This window comes from Bifidobacterium sp. POST2/T3 (B1), from assembly GCF_058197115.1.
Genome location: NZ_JBVPQK010000228.1, coordinates 1 through 4,314, shown reverse-complemented (window position 1 = coordinate 4,314; position 4,314 = coordinate 1). Strand labels below are relative to the sequence as shown.

At 62.7% G+C, this 4,314-nt stretch carries 5 protein-coding genes; 3 read left to right on the top strand and 2 right to left on the bottom strand.

The genetic code is table 11. The annotated features are described in order from the left end of the window. Positions 1 to 154: 154 nt before the first annotated feature. Together AC0AP0_RS09545 and AC0AP0_RS09540 are read left to right on the top strand one after the other, a co-directional pair. On the top strand, positions 155 to 775 hold the full coding sequence (locus tag AC0AP0_RS09545) for a CarD family transcriptional regulator (protein ID WP_110413030.1): 621 nt from the start codon (positions 155 to 157) through the stop codon (positions 773 to 775). A 14-nt stretch (positions 776 to 789) separates the two neighbouring features. Then, on the top strand, positions 790 to 1,269 hold the full coding sequence (locus tag AC0AP0_RS09540) for a 2-C-methyl-D-erythritol 2,4-cyclodiphosphate synthase (protein ID WP_490430290.1): 480 nt from the start codon (positions 790 to 792) through the stop codon (positions 1,267 to 1,269). Positions 1,270 to 1,275: 6 nt separating this feature from the next. Here AC0AP0_RS09540 and AC0AP0_RS09535 read toward each other — a convergent pair whose 3' ends face one another. Continuing rightward, positions 1,276 to 2,103 (bottom strand): metal ABC transporter permease, encoded by an 828-nt coding sequence (locus AC0AP0_RS09535; protein ID WP_490430289.1) that lies wholly within the window; start codon positions 2,101 to 2,103, stop codon positions 1,276 to 1,278. Further along, positions 2,100 to 2,975 (bottom strand): ABC transporter ATP-binding protein, encoded by an 876-nt coding sequence (locus AC0AP0_RS09530; protein WP_490430291.1) that lies wholly within the window; start codon positions 2,973 to 2,975, stop codon positions 2,100 to 2,102. The genes AC0AP0_RS09535 and AC0AP0_RS09530 overlap by 4 nt, the downstream gene beginning before the upstream one ends. A 211-nt stretch (positions 2,976 to 3,186) precedes the next feature. Between AC0AP0_RS09530 and AC0AP0_RS09525 the strand changes: the two genes are divergently transcribed. Then, positions 3,187 to 4,107, top strand: coding sequence for a bifunctional methylenetetrahydrofolate dehydrogenase/methenyltetrahydrofolate cyclohydrolase (locus AC0AP0_RS09525; protein WP_490430288.1), 921 nt, complete (start codon positions 3,187 to 3,189; stop codon positions 4,105 to 4,107). The last annotated feature ends 207 nt before the right edge of the window (positions 4,108 to 4,314 follow it).

Here is a 4,314-nt window from a genome sequence, read left to right as displayed (position 1 = left end):
TCGTTCCACCACCGTCGTTTCTTCCAGAATAGTCTTCAGAGCCTCCAGGGGAAGTGTGCTCGCAGAGAATCGCGTCGCCTCCGAGTCCCCGTCGGCAAGTCCATGCGCAATGACATTATTATATGGTATTTTATCGACTCGTTCTGGAGGACATATGGGTTACAAGGTCGGTGACATGGTCGTCTATCCGCGTCATGGGGCCGCCAGGGTGGACGCCATCACCGAACGGACCGTCAAGGGCGTCACCCGCAAGTACCTGCAGCTGTCCGTGCTCTCCTCTGATGGGCTGGTCATCAACGTCCCCGTCGAGAACGCAGCCAAGGTGGGCGTCAGGGACATCGTCGACGCCAAGGCGGTGGCCAAGGTCTTCGAGATCCTGCGCACCCCGGTGGTCGAGGAGAAGGAGATGAACTGGTCCCGCCGCTACAAGCTGAACGTGGAGAAGATCGCCACCGGCGAGGTCAACAAGATCGCCGAGGTGGTGCGTGACCTTTCCCAGCGCGACGTGGACGAGCACGGGCTGTCGGCGGGCGAGAAGCGGATGCTGATCAAGGCCCGCAAGATCCTGACCTCCGAGATCGCCCTGTCTGAGAAGTTGGACGAGGACGAGGCCCAGCGCCTGCTGGACGTCAACCTGGGCTATGCAGACCCCATGCCCGGTGACGACAAGCACCATACCAAGTCCCCCAAGGAGCCGGCTTCCAAGACCCTGGCACGGGTGGCCCAGGAGGCTGCCAAGAACAAGGGCAAGGGTAAGACCAAGGCCAAGCGCTGAGGCCGGAGCCGGTCATGGGTCATCCAAGCGTCGGACTGGGCTTTGACGCCCATCGATTCGACCCGACTGGCGGGCGCCCCCTCTGGCTGGCATGTCTGTTCTGGAATGACGGAACCCCCGGCCTGCTGGGTGATTCTGACGGCGATGCGGCTGCTCATGCCCTGATTGATGCCATCTTGTCAGCCGCCGACCTGGGCGATATCGGCACTTTATTCGGCCTGGGAGCACAGGCTCCCGGGGCGGGCATGCACGGGGCGGCCATGCTGGAGGAGACCATGGACTGCCTGCATGAGCACGGTCGCAGGTTGCTTAACGCCTCCCTGGTCATAGTCGGCCAGCGCCCCAGAATTTCCTCCCGCCGTCACTTGGCCCAGCAAGCCATGAGCCAGGCCGTCGGGGCACCGGTTCGGCTGACCGCTACCACCACTGATGGCATGGGTTTTACCGGTCACGACGAGGGTATCGCCGTCATAGCCACCGCCCTAGTGGACTGACCGGTATCAGGCGCGCAGGGCCGCCCATCCCTTGGCCAGCGCCCAGAAGAGGGTGGACAGGGTCACGATGATGAAGCTTGGAGGGGCCGGTACCATGGCCGAAATCACCAGGCCTCCCCAGATGGAAGCCAGGCAGATCAGTCCTGACAGGAGCATGGCCCGCAGGGGAGAGGCCACCAGGATGTTGGCCGTGGCCGCCGGGGTGACGACCAGGGCGAAGATGAGCAGGGTCCCCACTGCAGGGACGGCGATGGTGATGACCCCGGCCATGATGGCCATGAAGGTCAGGTTCATCAGCCCGATGGGCACGCCGCGGGCCTGGGCCACCTGCTCATCCAGGGAACTGAAGAGCAGGGGCCGGTAGATCAGGGCCAGCAGGATCAGCAGGATTGCATCGAAGATCAGGAAGCCGATGACCTGCCCTCGGGTGATGGTTAGGATGGATCCGAAGAGGATGGCTTGCATCTGCTGGGAGGCCGAGCTGGACATCCTGGCGAAGAAGAGTCCAAGACCGGTGGCGAAGGCCAGGACCGTGCCCGTGGCGATCTCCCGCTGGGAAGCCCGCTTGCCCAGGGCTCCGATGACCAGCGCCCCACCCAGGGCGAACAGGCCCATGCCGGCAGAGACCGGCAGCCCCAGCAAAACGGCCCCCGTGGCGCCAGGCAGACCGATGTGGGCCAGGGCATGGGCGGCGAAGGTGGAGTGCCTGGCGATGGTGAAGTAGCCCATGGCTCCGGCGGCCATGGCGATGCACAGTCCAGCAACCATGGCGTTGCGCATGAAGGGGGCGGCGAGGATCTCCATCCAATGGGAGTCGAAGACTGGTGTGGTCATGAGGTCCTTTCCCGGTCCGTCCCGTGTAGGCGGGCCACCTGGCTGGGTTGATAGCGATTGTGGACGGGTCCGATCGGCTCATCCATGTCGGGGGCCACGAATATGTCCCCCTGGGGAGTGGTGACCACCTCCACCTTGGTGCCGTAGAGGTGGGTGAGCAGGTCCGAGTCCAGCACGTCGTCCATGCGGGCGTAGTGGGGGTGCCCGTCCAGCAGGTAGACTGCCCCGGTCAGTACAGGTAGCAGCATGTTCAGATCATGGGCCACCACCTGGATGGTCATGCCCAGACGGCTGTTGAGCTGTGCCAGCAGATGGACGGTGGCGCGTTGACCGGCCAAGTCCAGATTGGCCAAGGGCTCATCAAGCATGAGCAGATCAGGATCACAGACCAGGGCCTGGGCGATGGCCACCCGCTGGCGCAGGCCGCCGGAGAGCTGGGAGAGGCGCAGGTGGGCCCTATCCTCCACGCCGACGAAGCACATGGCCTTTCTAGCGCGCTCGCGGTCCTGCCTGGTGACGGGGTGAATGCCGAACCGGGTGCCGGTCAGCCCCAGCAGAACGGATTGCTCGGCCGTAAGGTTGGAGTCGATATCCGAGGTGTAGCTCTGGGGTACGTAGCCGATGCGGTCGTTGGCCTGGCCGGCCGGCTGTCCCAGGATCTGCAGACTGCCGGCATCCAGGGGGAGCAGACCCAGCTCGGCCTGCATCATGCTGGTCTTGCCAGTGCCGTTGGTGCCCACAATGGCGGTCACGGTTCCCGAGGGGATGGTGAAGGTCCCCTCCGACCAGATCAACCGCCCGGATCTGCGGATGGCGGCATGGTCGAAGACGATGCAGGCCTGCGTGGATGTCCTATCCGTGTCCGTATCCATGGCGTCCTTTCCGCAGGGATTCAAAATGGCGATCCTGCTCTTATTGAGCATCATTCTCATTATGGTGGGGAAAGGGACAGCGTGCAACTTCATCAGCCAAGTCCTCCCGGACCGGTCCATGGACAGTGGCTCCAGTCGGGGAGGAATCTGCGCTAATCTGGCTCAGACAATTCCGACAAGGGTTTGCGCCCGCTTGAACGATGGAGATGTGTTGACTGCAGTGAAACTGGACGGCAAGGCGGCGGCTGCGGAACTCAAGAAGGACCTGCGCGCTCGCGTGGCTAGACTGACGGCCATGGGATGCACTCCTGGCCTGGGGACCATTCTGGTGGGGGACGATCCTGGTTCGCTCAAATATGTGGAGGGCAAGCACCGGGACTGCAGCCAGGTAGGCATCCGGTCCATCCGTGTGGATTTGCCTGCCGATGCCGGCAAGGAGCGGATTCTTGCTGCAGTGGATCAGCTCAACCAGGATCCTGACTGCACCGGCTACATCGTCCAGCTGCCCCTGCCCGATGGCGTGGATCCTACTGAGATCATCGATCGCATCGATCCGGCCAAGGACGCCGACGGCATGCATCCCTACAACCTGGGCCAGCTGGTCCTGCATACCGACGGCCAGGTACGGACCCCCCTGCCCTGCACCCCAAGGGGGATCCTGTACCTGCTGGACCATTACGGGATTGACCTGGCCGGCAAGGATGTCTGCGTGCTGGGCCGAGGATTGACCGTGGGCCGCACCATCGGGTTGCTTCTGACCAACCGCGGGGTGGATGCCACCGTGACCCTCTGTCATACCCGTACCAGGGACGTTGATGCCCATCTGCGCAGAGCTGATGTGATTATCGCGGCCGTGGGCCGAGCCGGGCTGGTTGGCCCAGATCAGGTTCGCCAAGGTGCTGTTCTGGTTGATGTAGGCGTTTCCCGGATCTGGGATCAGCAGGAGGGGCGCTGGCGGATCAAGGGCGATATCGATCCGTCAGCCAAACTGTCTGCAGCCGCCTATACACCTAATCCCGGCGGCGTGGGACCCATGACCCGGGCCATGCTTCTGGTCAATGTGGTCGAATCCGCTGAGCGAGCCGCAGTAATCCTTGCCTGCGACACGCCCGAGGCTCCCCGGCGACAATGACCGTGGTGTCTCCTATCATAGGGAATGTTCGCGCCCGCCGGCGGGAACGCATAACTCAATACGGTAAAAATATCCACCAACTATACAAGAAACAATTTAATTAATGGCAGAGAACAAGAAGGAAGTCCCCCAGGTCGCGGTCAATGACATCGGATCCGAGGAAGACTTCATCAAGGCAGTCGATTCCACCATCAAGAACTTCGACGA

Bases quoted from the DNA above. Each gene is read 5' to 3' on its own strand.
- AC0AP0_RS09545 (WP_110413030.1), top strand. From the start codon at position 155: ATGGGTTACAAGGTCGGTGACATGGTCGTCTATCCGCGTCATGGGGCC.
- AC0AP0_RS09540 (WP_490430290.1), top strand. From the start codon at position 790: ATGGGTCATCCAAGCGTCGGACTGGGCTTTGACGCCCATCGATTCGAC.
- AC0AP0_RS09535 (WP_490430289.1), bottom strand. From the start codon at position 2,103: ATGACCACACCAGTCTTCGACTCCCATTGGATGGAGATCCTCGCCGCC.
- AC0AP0_RS09530 (WP_490430291.1), bottom strand. From the start codon at position 2,975: ATGGATACGGACACGGATAGGACATCCACGCAGGCCTGCATCGTCTTC.